10 protein-coding genes and 1 pseudogene are annotated in these 16,849 nt (G+C 66.2%); 8 read left to right on the plus strand and 3 right to left on the minus strand.

Annotated elements, in window-relative coordinates; all coding sequences use genetic code 11:
* The first annotated feature begins 6 nt into the window (after positions 1 to 6).
* The 3 genes and pseudogenes from ACWPWT_RS16645 to ACWPWT_RS16655 form a co-directional block, all read left to right on the plus strand.
* Positions 7 to 849, plus strand: coding sequence for a PhzF family phenazine biosynthesis protein (locus tag ACWPWT_RS16645; RefSeq protein ID WP_454280617.1), 843 nt, complete (start codon positions 7 to 9; stop codon positions 847 to 849).
* Complete coding sequence (locus tag ACWPWT_RS16650; protein WP_454280618.1) at positions 849 to 1,454, plus strand: DJ-1/PfpI family protein; 606 nt, start codon at positions 849 to 851, stop codon at positions 1,452 to 1,454. The genes ACWPWT_RS16645 and ACWPWT_RS16650 overlap by 1 nt, the downstream gene beginning before the upstream one ends.
* Before the next feature lie 427 nt (positions 1,455 to 1,881).
* Positions 1,882 to 2,586: pseudogene (locus tag ACWPWT_RS16655) on the plus strand (glycosyltransferase family 87 protein); the annotation flags it as partial.
* Positions 2,587 to 2,715: 129 nt separating this feature from the next.
* Here the strand turns inward: ACWPWT_RS16655 and ACWPWT_RS16660 are convergent.
* From ACWPWT_RS16660 to ACWPWT_RS16670, 3 genes are all read right to left on the minus strand, one after another.
* On the minus strand, positions 2,716 to 3,984 hold the full coding sequence (locus ACWPWT_RS16660) for a serine hydrolase domain-containing protein (protein ID WP_454280619.1): 1,269 nt from the start codon (positions 3,982 to 3,984) through the stop codon (positions 2,716 to 2,718).
* Positions 3,981 to 6,230 carry a penicillin acylase family protein gene (locus tag ACWPWT_RS16665; protein WP_454280620.1) on the minus strand — a complete coding sequence of 750 codons (2,250 nt, stop codon included), beginning with the start codon at positions 6,228 to 6,230 and terminating at the stop codon, positions 3,981 to 3,983. Before ACWPWT_RS16665 ends, ACWPWT_RS16660 begins: the two co-directional genes overlap by 4 nt.
* Before the next feature lie 141 nt (positions 6,231 to 6,371).
* A complete protein-coding gene (locus ACWPWT_RS16670; protein ID WP_454280621.1) occupies positions 6,372 to 9,320 on the minus strand; it encodes a TonB-dependent receptor plug domain-containing protein in 2,949 nt (982 codons plus the stop codon).
* A gap of 274 nt (positions 9,321 to 9,594) precedes the next feature.
* Between ACWPWT_RS16670 and ACWPWT_RS16675 the strand changes: the two genes are divergently transcribed.
* The 5 genes from ACWPWT_RS16675 to ACWPWT_RS16695 all read left to right on the plus strand — a co-directional run bounded on the left by ACWPWT_RS16675 (position 9,595) and on the right by ACWPWT_RS16695 (position 16,829).
* A complete protein-coding gene (locus ACWPWT_RS16675; protein WP_454280622.1) occupies positions 9,595 to 11,931 on the plus strand; it encodes a penicillin acylase family protein in 2,337 nt (778 codons plus the stop codon).
* A complete protein-coding gene (locus tag ACWPWT_RS16680) occupies positions 11,928 to 13,514 on the plus strand; it encodes an N-acyl-D-amino-acid deacylase family protein (protein ID WP_454280623.1) in 1,587 nt (528 codons plus the stop codon). The genes ACWPWT_RS16675 and ACWPWT_RS16680 overlap by 4 nt, the downstream gene beginning before the upstream one ends.
* Before the next feature lie 71 nt (positions 13,515 to 13,585).
* Positions 13,586 to 14,632 carry an N-acetyltransferase DgcN gene (dgcN, locus tag ACWPWT_RS16685; protein WP_454280624.1) on the plus strand — a complete coding sequence of 349 codons (1,047 nt, stop codon included), beginning with the start codon at positions 13,586 to 13,588 and terminating at the stop codon, positions 14,630 to 14,632.
* Positions 14,590 to 15,588, plus strand: coding sequence for an N-acetyl-D-Glu racemase DgcA (gene dgcA, locus ACWPWT_RS16690; RefSeq protein WP_454280625.1), 999 nt, complete (start codon positions 14,590 to 14,592; stop codon positions 15,586 to 15,588). The genes dgcN and dgcA overlap by 43 nt, the downstream gene beginning before the upstream one ends.
* Positions 15,579 to 16,829: a dicarboxylate/amino acid:cation symporter gene (locus tag ACWPWT_RS16695; protein WP_454280626.1), complete on the plus strand. Its 1,251-nt coding sequence runs from the start codon at positions 15,579 to 15,581 to the stop codon at positions 16,827 to 16,829. Before dgcA ends, ACWPWT_RS16695 begins: the two co-directional genes overlap by 10 nt.
* Positions 16,830 to 16,849: the final 20 nt, after the last annotated feature.

The following is a 16,849-nucleotide window of genomic DNA, read 5'->3' on the forward strand; positions in this document are numbered from 1 at the left end:
ATGCCCGTGACCCGCCCCTTTCGCCTCGTCGATGTATTCGGCACCGATCCGCTGACCGGCAACCCGCTGGCCGTCATCGCCGATGCCGATGACCTGACGACGGATGAGATGCAGGCGATCGCAAGCTGGCTGAACTTTTCGGAGACGACGTTCCTGCTGCCTCCGACCGATCCATCGGCCGACTATCGCGTGCGTATTTTCACCATGGCGCACGAACTGCCCTTCGCCGGGCACCCGACCTTGGGGAGCGCGCATGCATGGGCCGAAGCGGGCGGACAGCCGAAGCAGAACGGCGTGATCGTGCAGGAATGCGGCGTGGGACTGGTGACGATCCGGCGCGACGGCGATCGGCTTGCCTTTGCCGCCCCGCCGCTGCTGCGCGGGGGGACGCCAACCGAGGCGGAGATCGCACAGGTCGCGGAGTTGCTGCGGATCGACCGTGGAGCGATCGTCGATGCCGCCTGGGCGGACAATGGCCCAGGCTGGATCGCGGTCATGCTGGAATCGGCGGAGGCGGTGCTGGCGGTCGAGCCGGCGCGGCATCACCCCGAGCATATCGACATCGGCATCGTCGGCCCGCACTCGCCCGGCAGCGAGGTCGCGTTCGAACTGCGCGCGCTCTTCACCGACGCGCATGGCGGGCTGATTGAGGACCCGGTGACCGGCAGCCTCAACGCCTCGGTCGGTCAGTGGCTGTTCGCCAGCGGTCGGGCCAGCGGCAGCTATGTCGCCGCGCAGGGCACGCGCCTCGGGCGGAGCGGGCGCATCCATGTTTCGCAGGACGAGGCCGGGCAGGTCTGGGTCGCCGGGGCGACGCGGACGCTGTTCTCCGGGCGGACGCAAGGGTGATGCAGGTTGCTCTCCTCACCTTCGATGGCTTCAACGAACTGGATTCGTTCGTCGCCGCCGCGATCATCAACCGGCTGCGCCCGCATGGGTGGGCTGCGCATATTACGGCGCCGACCGAGACGGTGACGTCGTTGAACGGCGTCACGGTCCATCGTCAACGGCCGCTCGAATTCCTCAAGGAGGCGGATGCGGTGCTGATCGGCAGCGGCATCCGTACGCGGGAAATCGCCGACGATCCGGCGATGCTGGCCCGGCTTAGTCTCGATCCAACGCGGCAGTTGATCGCGGCGCAATGTTCAGGGACGCTGCTGCTGGCCAAGCTCGGCCTGATTGGCGATCTGCCCGCCTGCACCGACCTCACCACCAAGCCATGGGTGGTGGAGGCCGGTGTCACCGTTATCGACGCCCCGTTCGCCGCTCATGGCAATGTCGCGACGGCGGGCGGTTGTCTTGCCGCGCCCTATCTCGCCGCATGGCTGATCGCGCGCGGAGGCGAGCCCGAACTGGCGCGCGAGGCACTTCGTTACGTCGCGCCGGTGGGCGAGAAGGCGCGCTTCGTCGACCATGCCATGGCGATCGTCGCGGGCGAGTTGGCGTTCGGCTGATCCACCCACCTTTCAATCCATAGAATACGGCGCGGGCGTGAAGCGTGCAGGATGCAGGCTGGCCCGCCCTTTCGGGGATTTGACCGAACTGCGCGTCGCGGTGCCCGAACCTTCCTGTGTTGGTTCATACGCCATACGCTTTAACGATAAAATAAGCGGGCAGGGGGCAGGGTTACTTATGCGCGCCCGCCTGCTCAAAATTCTCAGGGAGGCGCCCTGGTTCGGACCGGAGCGGGCGCGGGGCTATCGGCTCATTTTCGCGCTGATAGGGCTGACGTCCGGCGTTAGCTGGGTTCTGCTCGGACACCACGGCCTCAATCCTTTTGGCAAACCACCTGGGACCGACTTTCTTGCTTTCTGGTCGGCGGCTCGATTGGCCCTGACGGGGACGCCGGAGGCCGCGTGGGACCTCGCCAGCATTGGAGCGATGGAGCGGATCTCGGTGCCAACCGATCCGGGCCTATCCTCCTTCCTCTATCCGCCGCCGTTCCTGCTCGTTTGCCTCCCTTTCGGGATGCTCCCCTATGTCGGAGCGTTGGCGTTTTGGCTGGTCCTGACGGGTAGGCTCTATCTGTCGGCAGTACGGCTATGGCTCGCCCCGCATCGCGGCATGCTGATGACCATTGCCGCCTTTCCGGCCGTGTGGATCAACCTGGGCCATGGTCAGAACGGCTTTCTCACCGGTGCCCTGCTGGGTAGCGGATTATGGCTGGCGGGGCGGCGGCCATGGCTGGCGGGATTGTTGCTCGGTGCGCTGGTCATCAAGCCGCAACTGGCGTTGGCGCTGCCGGTGGTCATGATGGCAGGGGCACAGTGGCGGGTGATCGGCGGTGCGCTGATAACGTTTGGCGCACTGTGTCTGACGGCGACGGTCGCGTTCGGGCCGGAAACATGGGACGCCTTCGTCAAAGCCGCGCCGATAGGTCATGCCATTCTGGAACAGGGACTTGTCGATCCCGCCAAGATGGTCAGCCTCTACGCTGCCCTGCGCGTCTTGCATGGACCCGTCTGGCTTGCCTTTGCCGGGCAGATGGCAGGTGCGATCGGGGCCGTGCTATTGCTAGCGTTCGTCACGCGGATTGCGAGGGTGTCGCGCGAAGCAGCGGGCGCGTTGGCGGTTGTCACGACGTTGCTGATGAGCCCGTTCCTCCTCGATTATGATCTGACGCTTGGTGCGATTCCGGTCGCGTGGCTGTTCTCCCAAGGCCTGCGGCGAGGATTCGGGCCATGGGACAAGATTGTTTTGGCGTCCGCCTATACGTTACCGCTGATCGCACGGCCGGTTGCCATGACGACGGGGGTGCCGATTGCGCCGCTGGTCCTTTGGGCTCTGGCAATCCGCGTCGCTTGCGCTGCCCTTCAGGATGGCGGACAGCAAAGCGGTGTGGATCGCGATCCGGGCGTCGGTGATCCGCTTATTGTTCCGGCTGGGGTTCACCCGGTTGGTCAGCAGGATGATGAACGCATCGCGGGATCGATCGATGTAGATGGACGTCCCGGTAAAGCCGGTGTGCATCAGCGCTTCGGGCGAGGCGAGGGGGCCGGCAAAGCCGCCTGACGCGTCCGGCATGTCCCATCCCAGTGCGCGTGAACTGCCCGGCGGGACAGACTGGCGCGTGGTGAAAGCGGCCAGGCTGCTCGGCGTCACGATCTGTCGGCCCGCATGACGGCCTTGATCGAGATAGAGTTGGGCCAGCCTTGCTAGATCGCGCGCGGTGGAGAACAGCCCGGCATGGCCCGCCACGCCGCCGAGCATGTACGCATTCTCGTCATGCACTTCGCCCCGCACCAGCCTGTGACGCCAGACATCATCCTGTTCCGTCGGCGGAATACGCGCGATCCGACTGGCTGGCGGGTTATAGCCGGTGTCGTTCATGCCGAGCGGCCGAAAGACCGCGTCATGCACGAAGCGGTCGAGCGGCTGTTCGGTGATGTGTTCGATGATCTCGCCCAGCAGGATCAGATTCTCATCGCGATACTGATAATGCGTGCCCGGCTCCCAGGCGACCGGCATATGGTCGATCAGCGCGAGCAACTCTTGTCGGTTGCGGCCGTGCTGCCAGAGGAGGTCGGAGGTGAACAGGCCGGAGCTATGGCTGAGCAGATGGCGTATCGTGATCCGCTCATGCCCTGGGGTTCCGGCAAAGGCGGGAAGATAGTCGATCACCGGGCGGTCGAGATCGAGCAAGCCTCGACCATGGAGTATCTCCGCCGCCGTCGTCGTCCCGACCACCTTGGTAAGCGACGCGAGGTCGAAAATGGCGTCGCGGGGCATGGGCGGGGCATTGGCAGCGGAGGACATCCAGCCGAAGCTCCTAAGCGCGACCAGCCGCCCATGCAGGCCTACCGCGACCACCGCTCCGGGGAACGCCTTGCCCACCCAGGCCTGCACTTCGTCGAGCGCGGCGTCCAGGCGCGGCCCGTGCGCAGCAGCGGCGGCAACGGGAGAGGGTAGGGCCGGCGCGGTCGAAGCCGTGAGCCCGACAGCCAGAACGACGTTCCGCATCAGCCGGTTGCCAGCAATTCTCATGGTCGCAGCTCCGTGACCTGGCAGATATGGGCGTCCACGGCCTGCCGACTAAAGGGAAAGCGCCGCGCCTGTCCCGCGACCCAGGCCGCATAGCTGTCGCGATAATGGGGCGAGCGGGGGTCGAGGGGCTGGCCGGGAAGGGCAAGGACGAGCGAATCATCCCACTGGCCGACATCGCAGACGATCAGAAAACTGGCTCCGTGGCTGACATGGCAATCGCGCGCCGCGACATAACCCCGTGCCATCACGGTGAAGGCATCCCCGCCCGATTGTCCGGCCTCAATGGCAGGGACCATGGCGGCGATCGGCGGCAGGGTGGCGAGAGGGTGGCTCAGGACGACGCGGTGCGCGTCACCCCAGCGCCACCCGGCCGGGTCGGTACCGAACCTCCGCGTCGCGGCTTCCCATCCCTTGGCGAGCGCGGCGGCGAGTATCGCATCGCGCGCCGTCTCTGGATCGGGGCCGAAGCGCGCGTCGGGTTGGGCCAGCAAGGCGAGCATCGGTCGGGGATCGACCGAGGTGACAAGGTCCCGTGCCGTATCCGGCACGATCGCTGCCAGGAATATCTTGCCCAGTTCGATCCAGACCATCTCGAACAGAGCGGCCTCTGCGCTGTCCGCCCCCAGTCGACCGTCCCAGCCGCGTAACATCGCGGCGGCGAGCATTGCGGGGCCCGCCAGCCGCTCAGGCAACAACGCCAAGAACGCGCACGCCGGCAGCGACAGATCGTCATGTTGCAGGGCGACGCTATCGGCTGGACCGTGCTGACCCGGCTTTCCGAGAACCTCGGCAATGCGCGCGTATCGATAAGGCGCGTTCCAGATGAAGCTGCTCACGCGCTTGCCAGGGGCCCAGTCGTCGGGAAGATTGAACTGGTTGGCCGATGCGAACCAGCCGGCTGCCGGATTGAGGACGGACGGCATGTCCGATGTCGGCACGATGCCTTGCCAGTCATAGCGGCCGTCACCCGGCACCGGCAGCAGTCCGTCGTGATGGGCGCGGATCGGCACATGGCCCAGCATGCGCCAGCCGGTATTGCCGTCGCGGTCGGCGTAATGGAGGTTGGTCGGAGCGACATGGAGCAGCGCGGCCTGGGCGAGCTCTTCCCAATTTTTCGCCAGATTGAGCGCGATGATCGCGAAGCTCATATTGGCGCCCGGACGTAGCGACACCGACGCCATTGCCGTCGCGCGCCCTAGCGCGGGATCGTGCGAAAGCACGGGGCCATGCGCGGCATGGCGGATCGTGATGTGCGTATCGGGCGCGTCCTTCACCCTGATCGTCTCGGTGACGCTCTCGAACCGTTTCCATCGGCCTTGATGGCGATAGGCTTCGGGATCGTCGGGTTTCAATTCCAGGACGAACAGGTCTTCCTGATCGATATGCGAATTGGTCCGGCCGAACGCATAATGGTCGCTATGGCCCTGCATGATGCCGGGCATGCCCGGGCTTCCGGCACCGATCACGTCGAAGCCGGGTGCGGTCAGATGGGCGAGGTGGCGTGGTGAGAAGCCACCAATGGCGAGATGGGGGTCGTTGGCGAGGATCGGCCGACCGGTGGCGGAACGCTCGGCGGAAATCGTCCAGGCATTGCTGCCATGCGCGTCCCGGTCGAGCCGATCATGTATCGGTTCATATTGGGCCAGCACCGCGTCGCTCCACGGAAGCGGGCCGTCCGTCTTGCCAAGGATGCCCAGATCGGCCTCCGACACCGCCGCCAGGTCGAGGCCCTCCGGAATCGATGGCCGCCAGTCCCAGGCGAGTGGCTGGACCAGCTGGTCGAGGTCGAGCATCCCGCGCGCCGCTAGCTGCGCTCGCCGTATCTCGTCATCGGGCCTGCCCATATCGCCGCTGCGGATGCGCACCAGATCGGCGATGTCCCAACGGAGTGGGGTCAGCCCCAACGCTTCATATTCGCGGGGCAGCCGCGCCGGATCGGCCTCGATCTCGGCGATCCAGGCGTTGATCCCGGCGACATAGGAGCGGGCACAGGCGACGACCTCCGCTGGAAGCGCATCCAGTTCCGCCGCGATGTCGCCCCGGAAGTGGAGCAGGCGGGCCGCGTGATCATGGGGAACGAAGCGCGGCCCGAATACCTCCGCCAGCCGACCGAGATCGCGGCGGAACTGCAGGTCGATCTGGAACAGCCGGTCGCGCGCGACGACATAGCCTTGTCCGAAAAAGGCGTCCGGTATCGATTCAGCCCGAATATGCGGCACGCCCCATTCGTCGTCTGCAATCGTCACCGGTCCGCTGGCACCCACGAGCTTTACCTTTCTTGCGGCCAGCCTTTGTACGCCGATCGCCAAGCCAGCGCCGCGGCACCCGATCGGGGCGACGACGGATCACCCACGATTATGTGGCGGTGCCACATCCATTGGCCTGGCTCATCGCGTCTGGAACCGGATGCCGACCCGAAAGGCTCGGCCGAGCAGATCCGAATAGGTGCTGTTCGCCGCAAGTCCGGTTTCGGGCAGCAGGATGGGATCGCGGTCGAGCAGATTGGTGACGTTGACGAACAACTCGCCGCGCGCCCCGCCGCCGGTTCGGATCTTGGCGGTCAGGTTCAGGTCGAGATACATGGCCCCCGAGATTGAGTTGTTGTCGATCGTCGGGAATTGCGAGACGGTCGCGGCCGGTCGCCCGGTGGGGCAATTGCCGTTGCATACGATGTAATTGTTGCCATAGGTGCCGCTGCTGACACCCCGTGCCGTCCCGGTCACGGAGAAATGGTCGTTGTCATAGCCCAGATTGACGCGATAGATCCACTTGGGCGGGCTGGTGCCACTCAACTGACCGACGATGTCGACTGGCACGACATTGGGCACGCCGCTGTCGGTGATATTGTGGATATAGCGGGTTGCCAGGCCGTGGAGCGTCACTTCACCGGGCGCGCGCTGGAAAATCTGATCGAGCGACACGCGATAGCTGGCATCGAAGTCGATGCCGCGTACCCATTGCCGTGCGAAGTTGAAGGGGCTGGCACGGAAGTACAACTCGCGGTCGCCCGTCGGATCGGGGCCATAGGCGGCGCAGAACTGGGTGCGCCCTTCGTAGCAGCGGTTGATGATGTCCTGCGCGAAGAATTGCCCGATCGCGTCCTTCATTTTGATGTTGAAGCCATCGACCGAGGCCGAGAAGCCGGGCAGGAACCGGGGCTGGAGCACGACGCCGACGGACACCGAATCGGCCTTTTCGGGACGCAGATTGGGGTTGCCGGTCGTCAGCTCGCGGAAGGTCACGGTGGTACGCCCCGTCGCGGGATCGGTCAGCGTGTTGGTCCGCGACGTGCCCGACTGGTAGAGTTCGCTCAGATTGGGCGCACGTATGTCGCGCGAGCGGGTGGCGCGGAAGCGGATATCGGGAATTGGTTGCCAGGTCGCACCAACTTTCCATGTCGTGACATAGCCGGAGGTGGAATAGTCGGTGCCACGTACCGCGCCGTTGAACTCCAGCCCCAGGCCCAGCGGCACCACCGTTTCGAGATAGGCTTCCTTGACGTGGTAACTGCCGAAGGTGGGTAGGAAATTGCCGACGGACCAGCCGGTCTGGAACTGGCTGGGTACGAAGCCCGACACCGATTCCCGACGATACTCGCCGCCCACCGCCACGCTGACTTCGCCTGCCCAGGTCGCGAACGGCGTCAGGGAAAGATTGGCACCCGCGACCGTCTGCTTCAGCGTCTGGTCGCGATAGGGATCACCCAGCACATAGTCGATCGCCGCCGCATTGGCGACGCCGATACCCAGCCGGTTGAGCGGGACGCAACCATTGGTCGGCGCGGTCAGCGAGGATCGGCACACGACCGTCCCCGCCGGTACGCCCAACGCATTGCCCGCTGGCGCGGCGACCACATCGGTGGCGGCCGCCATGTTCGCCGTATTCATGATGTCGCGCAATTGCTCGTGCGCGTTCGTCTCGCCATATTGGCCGTAGATGTTCCAGACGGCTTTCCGGCCGAACGCCTGGAAATCGCCCTCCGCACCGATCGCATAGCGCTGCACGTCGCGGCTGCTGTTGTTCTTGCGATAGGGCAGGTCGACCGCCGTGCTGCCGACCGTTACGGACGTGACGGCGGCGCGCTCCGCCGCGGTGATGAGCCCGGAGGAGACCGCATTGGCGAGCGCGGCCTGGAGATAGGGATTGGCGGCGGTGAGGGTGATGGCGGTGGTCGATTGCGGCCCCGCGTTGAACAGGGTCTTCTGCCAGTTGTACGACGCTTCGCCGAACAGCGTCACGCCATTCGCGATCTCGTAGCTGAGCCGGCCGAACACGCCCCGTCGGTCGTCATCGGCGTCCAGGCCGATATTGCGGCCCTGATCGTTGATCCGCCAGTCCCCGCCATTGGTCAGCGAGGGCGCCGTCGTTCCCCCCAGCGCGGGGAAGGTCAGCGCACCATATTGGAACTGGTTCGCCGACCCTCCCTGGCCGAAATAGATGCCGCGCAGTCGGTTCGCCACGCCGCCGCTGGAATTCAGAATGATCCCGCCTGGGGTGGTGTTGGCAACGCCGACCGGCTGGCGGATCAGATATTGCGGCTGGCCATTGGTATTCGTGTAATTGGGGTTGGTCATGCGAACCACGCCGCGGGCGTTCCACTCGCGGTCCACCTGGAATATGCCGTCGCGATGCGCCCATTCGCCGCTCAACAGGATATGGCCGCGATCGTCATGGCCAAAGGCCGTACCAGCGGCGACGCTGAACGAGTAATTGGCCCCGTCGCCGCGTTCGGTAATGCCATTGTCGGCGGAGAGCTTGATGCCCTGATACTTTTTGTCGAGCACGAAGTTGACGACGCCGGCGACGGCGTCCGAGCCATAGGCGGCGGAGGCGCCGCCGGTGACGATCTCGACGCTCTTTACCAGCGCCTGAGGAAAGGTGTTGATATCGACCAGCCCGGTGACGCTTGATCCGACGGTTCGACGGCCATCGAGCAACACGAGGGTCCGGATTTCACCCAGCCCCCGCAGGTTGAGTGCGTTGATCCCCGCAATCCCCGAACTGATCGCCAGTCGCGAGTTGGACGGGCGCGTTGACCCGGCGAGCGCGGGCAATTGGTTGACGAAGTCGGCCAGATTATTGGTGGGCGATGTGTTGAGGATGTCTTCCTGCGTCGCCACGGTCAGCGGCGTGGGGGACTGGAAGCCGTTGCGCACGATCCGCGTGCCGGTGACCATGATGTCGTCCGGGGCGATGTCCTCGGCATCACTCTGCGCCTGATGCGTATCCCCGATCGCGGGGGCCGTCTGCGCGAGCGCTGGGGCCGCCAACGCCATAGACAAGGCAGTCAGCCCGGCGCCGGTCTGCATCAGCCGTCGCCATGATCCGTTGGTCATCTACAATCCCCCTATTCACGATCTCTCGAGCGAAATCCTCCTGCGGCCGGTCATGGTCTTGTCGCTGATCCGTGCGGCGGAGATGGTGCAGGTGACGTATGACCAGGGTCAAGGGCTCAGGGGCTAACGATCGTTCGGTCAGCCATAGCCTGAGATTATGGTGCCATTGCGTGCCCTCCGCGTCGCCCTATGCTTCGGCTCCGGCCACCCCATTGACCAGTGCGCCGCCGACATTGCGTCGACGCATCATGGGATGGCCTGACAAGGGGAAACCATGGTCTCTCGCCGTACATTCCTGCTCGGCGCCGCGGCGTTCGGCGCGCTTGCGCCCTGGCGTGGATCGGCCCGGTCATCGACCGCGACGACCCATGCGAGGGTTCGCGGGTTGTCGCAGCCGATCGAGATCATCGACGACCGCTGGGGCGTGCCCCATATTCGCGCAGCGACCAAGGCGGACGCCTTTTTCGGCCAGGGTTATGTCGTGGCACGCGACCGGCTGTTCCAGATCGATTTTGCGCACCGGCGGGAAATGGGGCGGATGGCCGAAGCATTCGGCGCGGATTTTGCGGATCATGACGCCGCGGCGCGGCTATTCCACTATCGCGGCGACCTCGATGCAGAACTCGCGCGGGTGCCACATGCGGTGCTGGAATGCGTCCGGGGCTATGTCGCAGGGATCAATGCGCGGATCGCAGAGGTCGAGCGCGATGCGACCCTGTTGCCACTCGAATATCGCATCCTGGGCGTCGTGCCGCTTCGCTGGGACGTCCGCGATCTTGTGCTGGCGCGAGGGGGCGGAATGGGCAATGTGGACGATGAGATACGCCGTGCCCAATTGGCCGCGCTGGGATTGCTCGATCTCGACAGACTGGTTTCACCGCTCCGACCGACCATTCCGCTTAGCGTGCCGGAGGGCCTCGACCCGGCGCAGGTCGGCGAAGCGGATCTGGGCGTGCTGGGGCTTGGCCCACTACCTTTCGGGCGGGAAACCCCGACGCAAGACCCGGATGAATGGTTGAACGCCGCCAATGCCGGTTCCAATGCCTGGACGGTGGCAGGCAGTCGGACCGTGACGGGGCGACCGATCCTGGCCAACGACCCGCATCTCGGCATCGGCGGGTTCGGGCCGCGCCATGTGGCGCATCTTACCGCGCCGGGACTGGACGTGATCGGGGGCGGGGCGCCGGGGCTGCCAGGCATCATGCAGGGGCATACCGATCGCTTCGCCTTCGGCCGCACCAATTTCCATATCGATCAGGAGGATCTGTTCGTCCTCGAACTCGATCCGTCCGATCCCGAACGCTATCGGCATGACGGCCGCTGGAAGCGGTTCGCGGCGGTCGAAGTCGCGATCCCCGTCAAGGACGCGGGCCCGCACCGTGTGCGTCTGCGCTATGCCGTCCAGGGCCCGGTCATCTCCCATGACCCGACGCGATCGCGTGCGACCGTGCTGGCGTCGGTGGAGATGCAGCCCGGCGGGTCGGGCGCCTTCGCGATGGTGGCGATCAACCTCGCGCAGGATTGGGAAAGCCTGCGCGAGGCATTCAAGCTGCACCCGTCGCCGACCAATTTTCACTATGCCGATGTGCGTGGCCATCATGGATGGCAGGCGATCGGCTTCTGGCCGCAGCGCAAGCGCGGTCATGGTCTGCTGCCGGTACCGGGCGATGGCCGCTACGACTGGACGGGGATGCGGGACTTTCGGGCCTTGCCCGGTGCCTATGATCCGCCGTCCGGGTGGTTCGCCTCTGCCAATCAGGACAATCTGCCATCCGGCTGGCCCGTCGAGCGAAGCCCCGCCTTCTCGTTCCGCAGCCCGGCGCGCTACGATCGGATTGCCGATGTGCTGACGAAGCAGGCTCGGCACAGCATCGCGGATAGCGTCGCGTTGCAGCATGATACGCTGTCGCTGCCCGCGCAACGCTTTCAGGCGATGCTGCCCCGCCAGCCCTCGCCGGGCGCCACCGCCGCCGTCGCGATGCTGGCACGCTGGGACGCGCGCATCGAGGGTGGGAGCGGCGCGGCGGCGCTGTACCAAATCGTGCTGCGCGATCTGAACGCCAAGATGACCGCCGCGCTGGTGCCGGAGCGTGCCCGCGGCCTGATCCCGGCGATCGAGCTGCCCGAACTCCTGCGCGTCGCCGCCGACCGGCCCGACCTGATCGATGCGGCGCTTGCCGATGGCTGGTCGGAAGCGGTCAAGCTGCTCGGCAGCGATCCGGCGGCTTGGCGCTGGGATCGGCTCCACCGCGTCCGGATCGCCCATCCGCTCGCGCGCATCCCGGCCATCGCCGCTGCTTTTCCCCCGATCGAGGTGGGCGGTTCGGGCGGGGACGGCTTTACGGTGATGGCGCGTTGGCTGGGCAATGGACCCGATTGGCGGGTTGGCGGCGGCGCCAGTTATCTCCAGGTGATCGATGTCGGCGACTGGGATCGCTCGGTCATGCTCAATCTGCCGGGTCAGTCCAACGACCCGCGCTCTCTCCATCGCGACGATCAGGCCGGGCCGTGGATCGCGGGAAAGATGCTGCCCATGCCGTTCAGCCGGGCGGCGGTCGATGCCGCTGCGGCGGCCACCACCCATTTACGCCCGGAAAGGACCCCCCGATGAAGCGTCTTGTCCCGATCGCCCTTGTCTGGTGGGTCGCCACCGCCGCGAGCGAACCGCCAGCCGATGCCGTCATCCGTGGCGGCACCGTCTATACCGGAGCGGAAGCGCCCCCCTTTGTCGGTGACGTCGAACTGCGCGGCGACCATATCGTCTATGTCGGGCCCACGCGTGGCGCGCGGGGTAGAGAGGTGATCGACGCGCGGGGGATGATCGTCGCACCGGGCCTGATCGACGCGCACACCCATCCCGACAGCTATATCCGCTCGCCCGATCCCAATGCGCGTCTGAACCTCCCATGGTTGACGCAGGGCGTCTCGACGGTGGTGATCGGCGTCGATGGTTATGGCACGTTCGAGGTCGCGAAGGATGCGCATTCGCTGGAGGCCAGCGGGATCGGCACCAACATCGTGCCGTTCGTGGGCTTCGGCGCGATCCGCACGCAGGTACTGGGCGAGGATGCGCGCGCGCCGACACCGGCCGAACTGGCGGAGGAAAAGCGCCTCGCCGCCAAGGGGATGTGCGAGGGCGCCTATGGCCTGTCGACCGGGCTGTTCTACACGCCGCAAAGCTTCGCACGCACCGACGAAGTGGCGGCGGTGGCGGGGGAAGCGGGCATGCGTGGCGGGATGTACGACACGCACCAGCGTGACGAATCCAACTATTCGATCGGTCTTCTCGGCTCCACCCGCGAGGCGATCGAGATCGGCCGCCGTGCGGGCACGCCGGTTCATTTCGCGCATCTGAAGGCGCTGGGAGTCGATGTGCAGGGGCAGGCCCCGGCGCTGATCGCGACGATCGAGGCGGCGCGGCGCGCGGGGCAGGTCGTCACGGCCGATCAATATCCCTGGCTGGCTTCGGGATCGAGCGTCGACGCAGCCCTGGTGCCGGGCTGGGCGATGGATGGCGGCTATGCGAAGCTGCTCGCACGGTTCGACGACGCCGCGACGCTTGCGCGGATCAAGACGGAGATGGCGGAGAATCTGCGGCGGCGCGGTGGCCCGGATTCACTGTTGTTGACGGCACAGGGGCAGCCCTGGACCGGCAGGACGCTGGCACAGATGGCGACGCAATGGGGGCTCACCCCGGTCGATGCGGCTATCCGCATCGTGCGTACCCCCAACGCGACCGGTACCGGTCCGGCGGGGACCGACGTCGCGAGCTTCAACATGGCGGAACGCGATGTCGACCTGATCATGAAGCAGCCTTGGGTCGTCACGTCGTCGGACGGCTCGGACGGGCATCCCCGCCAATATGCGACTTTTCCCCGGCTATACCGAACCTATGTCGTCGAGCGTAAGGTGATCACCCTCGCCGATTTCATCCGTCGCTCGACCGGGGCGACCGCCGACATGTATCGCATAGCGCGACGCGGCTATCTGCGTACCGGCTATTATGCCGATGTCTTGGTGCTGGACCCCAAAAGCTATGCGCCGCGCGCCGATTATCTGCATCCGCGCGAAACCAGCGTCGGAGTGGTGGCGCTCTTCGTCAACGGCAGGCGCGCGCTGACCGATGGTGCGGCGACGGGTGTCGCTGCGGGGCGGGCGCTGCTCCGTCCCCGGCCAGCCGGCTGCGACCAATAGCCGGACGTTATAGGTGGTGATGCGAGCGCGATTGGCGGCGCTCGTCACCGCGCTTCTATCATGGCGACATCATGACCATTCCGGCACCCTACCTCCTTTATCTCGGTCATTCCGATGACGAGATCGGCCTGAAGACCTCGCGTGGCCTGGCCACCTTTCGCGGCGACGATTGCGTCGGGGAATGGCGGCATGACGATTGCCCCTTCACGCTCGGTTTGCCTCGCATGGATGCCATGGCGGCGCGGGCGGCGGGCGCTCATACGCTGGTGCTGGGTATCGCCAATCCGGGCGGGCGCTTTCCGCAATGGATGATCGGCGATGCGCTCGCCGCGATCCGCGCTGGCTTGAACGTCGCCTGCGGCCTGCATGAGCGTTTGCGCGACGTACCGGAACTGGTCGCGGCGGCGGAAGCGGCGGGGGTCGCACTGTTCGACGTCAGGGATGCGCCCGCGACGCTGCCGGTGGGCAATGGGCGCAGGCGTCCGGGCAATAGGCTGCTGACCGTCGGCACCGACTGTTCGGTGGGCAAGATGTACGCCACGCTATGCCTGCGCGACGGCTTGCGCGCGCGTGGCGTCACCGCCGATTTCCGCGCGACCGGCCAGACCGGCATCCTGATCGCGGGAGAGGGCGTGCCGCTCGACGCCGTGGTGGCCGACTTTATCGCCGGTGCGATCGAGACGTTGGCGCCGGGGCGCGACGATGAAGGCTGGGATTTGATCGAAGGGCAGGGCTCGCTGTTGCACCCGGCCTTTGCGGGCGTATCCACGGGCCTGCTCCATGGTGCACAACCGGCGGCCCTCCTGTTGTGCCACGATCCGCTGCGTCCGCATATGCGCGGGTTGCCGCACTTTCCGATGCCCGGTCTGGCCGAGTGCCTGGAGGCGAATATCCGTGTCGCACGATTGACCAGCCCGTCAGTGCGTGCGGTTGGGGTGGCGCTCAACACCGCCAGGTTTGATGAGGTGACGGCCCGCCGGATGTGCCGCGAGACCGAGGATGCTCTGGGGCTGCCCTGCACCGATCCCTATCGCTTCGGATCGGATGCGATCATGGACCTTCTGCTGGAGACAAGATGCGCCGCGTCCTCGCCGCTCGTCACGACCGCTTCCCGCTGAGTTCGCCGTTCCGCATCGCGCGGGGTGTGAAGACCGCCGCCGATGTCGTGTCGGTGACGATCACGGATGGGTGCGTTCGGGGGTGGGGAGAGGGAGTCCCCTATGCCCGTTACGGCGAGACGATCGAAGGCGCGATCGCTGAGATCGAGGCGGTACGGGGGGTGATCGAGGGCGGCGGGACGCGTGCGGACCTAGCCGCCGCGATGCCCGCCGGTGCCGCACGCAACGCGGTGGATTGCGCGCTCTGGGATCTGGAGGCGCGGCTTTTGGGTACCAGCGTCGCGGCGTTGGCGGGGGTCCCCCCAGCTGCCGCGCTGCCTTCTGCGATCACGATCGGCATCGATACGCCAGACGCAATGGCCGCCATTGCGAAGAAGGTTGCGCAGGTGCCGCTGCTGAAAATCAAGGTAAACCGCGAGGATGCGGCCGGTCAGATTGCCGCCGTGCGCGCCGCCGCGCCCGCGCCCCGGCTGATCGTCGACCCCAATGAAAGTTGGCGGCTGGAGGACATCGTCGAACTTTTGCCCCTGCTACGCGCCCAGCGGGTCGACCTGCTCGAACAACCCGTGCCCGCCGATGCGGACGATGGGCTGGCCGACTTGACCGGGGCCTTCCCCATCTGTGCCGACGAAGCCTTGCACACCCGCGCCGATCTCGATCGGCTGGCGGGGCGGTACAGCCATGTCAACGTCAAGCTCGACAAGACGGGCGGCTTGACCGAAGCATTGGCGCTTGCGGCGGCGGCGCGGGAACGGGGGTTCGGACTGATGGTGGGGTGCATGGTGTGTTCGTCGCTGGGGATCGCACCGGCGATGTTGGTGGCGAACGGCGCGGCGTTCGTCGATCTCGACGGGCCGCTGTGGCTGGCACAGGATCGTGCAGGCGGCGTCCGGGATGACGGCGGCATATTGGCGCCGCCGAACCCCGGCTTTTGGGGAACGCCCGCTTGCGCCTGATTCGGGGCTGGTTCGCCATTCCTCTTTGGCAACGGGTGGTGGGAGGATTGGTCCTGGGCGTCGTCATCGGGCTGTTCTGGCCCGAAGGGGCGGGTGCGATCCGACTGGTTGGCGAGCTGTTCGTTCGGCTCATTAAGATGCTGGTGGTACCGGTCGTGCTGGTGACCATCGCGGCGGGGATCGCGACCCTGGGCGATCCGAGTCGGCTGGGATCGATCGGGGTGCGCACCGTGGGACTGTTCGCCGCGACCACGCTGGTCGCCGTGTCGATCGGCATGGCGGCGGGGCTGATATTGCGGCCGGGCGTCGCCATGCCGCTCGGCGATGTCGTTCCGCATCCGTTGGGGCCTGCGGTCACCCCGGCCGAGCAATTGCTGTCGATCGTGCCGCTCAACATGCTGGAGGCGCTCGTCCGGGGCGATATGCTCGCGATCATCTTCGTGGCCATATTGCTGGGAACGGGGACTATCCTGGCGGGAGAGGCGGGGCGGCCGGTCGTCGCGCAGTTGCAGGGCCTTTCGGCCGTTCTTTTGCAGGTCGTTCGCGTCGTAATGGAGGTGACGCCCTTCGGCGTGCTCGCGTTGATCGCCCAGGCGGTGGCGGTGAACGGCACGGGTGTGTTCGTCCATGTCGGCTGGCTGGCGTTGGCCGTGGTGCTCGCCTCATTGGTCCAGATGCTGGTAATCCATGCCGCGCTGATCCGCTTTGTCGCCCGTCTGCCGGTGGTTCGATTCTTCCGGGGCATCGTCGATGCGCTGGTCGTCGCCTTTTCGACCGCATCGTCCTCGGCGACGCTGCCCGTCGCGCTGCGGGTCGCACAGGACAATCTGGGCGTTGGCCGCGCGGTGGCCTCCACCGTCCTTCCACTGGGCGCGTCGATCGGCAAGGACGGCACCGCCATGTATGTCGGACTACTCGGCCAGTTCGCATTGCAGGCGCTCGGCATCGTCCCCGACGTGACGATGCTGGTTACGATGCTGCTGACCGGCGCGCTGGCGGCGTTCGGAACCGCACCGGTGCCGTCCGCCTCGCTGTTCATGCTGGCGGCCATGTTGTCGGCGGTGGGGGTGAGTACCGAACAGACCGCACTGGTGATCGGGCTTGTCCTGCCGTTCGACCGGTTGCTCGACATGACGCGGACCGTGCCGTCCGCCTCGGCCAACCTGGCAGTCACGACGATCGTCGCGCGCAGCGAGGGTGCGCTGGATACGGCGCGCTTCCGCGCGCCGGTGGTCGAATAGGTCGGCAGGCGCTAGGCTCC

The organism is Sphingomonas sp. Marseille-Q8236 (assembly GCF_965112005.1).

What these genes read in the sequence shown, in the direction of transcription:
- ACWPWT_RS16650 (WP_454280618.1), top strand. Translation starts at nt 849, where the DNA reads ATGCAGGTTGCTCTCCTCACCTTCGATGGCTTCAACGAACTGGATTCG.
- ACWPWT_RS16660 (WP_454280619.1), bottom strand. Translation starts at nt 3,984, where the DNA reads ATGAGAATTGCTGGCAACCGGCTGATGCGGAACGTCGTTCTGGCTGTC.
- ACWPWT_RS16670 (WP_454280621.1), bottom strand. Translation starts at nt 9,320, where the DNA reads ATGACCAACGGATCATGGCGACGGCTGATGCAGACCGGCGCCGGGCTG.
- ACWPWT_RS16675 (WP_454280622.1), top strand. Translation starts at nt 9,595, where the DNA reads ATGGTCTCTCGCCGTACATTCCTGCTCGGCGCCGCGGCGTTCGGCGCG.
- ACWPWT_RS16680 (WP_454280623.1), top strand. Translation starts at nt 11,928, where the DNA reads ATGAAGCGTCTTGTCCCGATCGCCCTTGTCTGGTGGGTCGCCACCGCC.
- dgcN (WP_454280624.1), top strand. Translation starts at nt 13,586, where the DNA reads ATGACCATTCCGGCACCCTACCTCCTTTATCTCGGTCATTCCGATGAC.
- dgcA (WP_454280625.1), top strand. Translation starts at nt 14,590, where the DNA reads ATGCGCCGCGTCCTCGCCGCTCGTCACGACCGCTTCCCGCTGAGTTCG.